General features: G+C 43.1%; 1 protein-coding gene. It reads left to right on the top strand.

Annotated features, from left to right (window positions below):
* Positions 1–133 precede the first annotated feature (133 nt).
* A partial coding sequence (locus tag L1D47_RS21060; protein WP_239886651.1) for a transporter substrate-binding domain-containing protein occupies positions 134–534 on the top strand: 401 nt, incomplete at its 3' end.

Below are 534 nucleotides of genomic sequence, written 5' to 3'. Positions count from 1 at the left end.
AGCTTCCTCTGCACCTACCGAAAGCACTCCTGCTTCAACTGCCGCTGCTACTAGTAACTCAGGCAAGCCTGTATATCGTGTGCATTCAGAGGCTTTGTAGGAACCGTTCATTGCTCGCAGCGAAACCGACCAAGTGGAAGGCTTTGACTGCGATTTGTTGAAAGCAATCGGCGAAAAACAAGGCTTTGATGTGAAATTTGAAGCACGTCCATTTGAGGTATTGTTGAATGGTTTGAACACAAACGAAGCAGATATTGTGAGTTCAGGTATTTCTATTACCGATGCGCGTAAAGCACAAGTAGATTTTTCTGAACCTTATTTTGATGGTAAAACCGTTTTATTGGCTGGTAAAGGTACAGAAAACATCAATGGTTGGGCAGAATTGAAAGGTAAAAATGTTGCTGTGCAAAAAGGCACACCAAACGAGAATTTAATTACTGAAAGCGGTGCTGCTTCTATGCCAACAGACAGTACTTGGTTGGCAGTAAAACCAACAATTGCTGGCGAAACGCCTGTTACATTTGGTGATTCTGC

The organism is Shewanella sp. Isolate7, from assembly GCF_022398425.1.
In the GTDB taxonomy this organism is placed as follows: Bacteria; Pseudomonadota; Gammaproteobacteria; order Enterobacterales; family Shewanellaceae; genus Shewanella.
The sequence above is the reverse complement of the archived record's forward strand: the minus strand, read 5'-3'. Positions and strand labels throughout refer to the sequence as shown.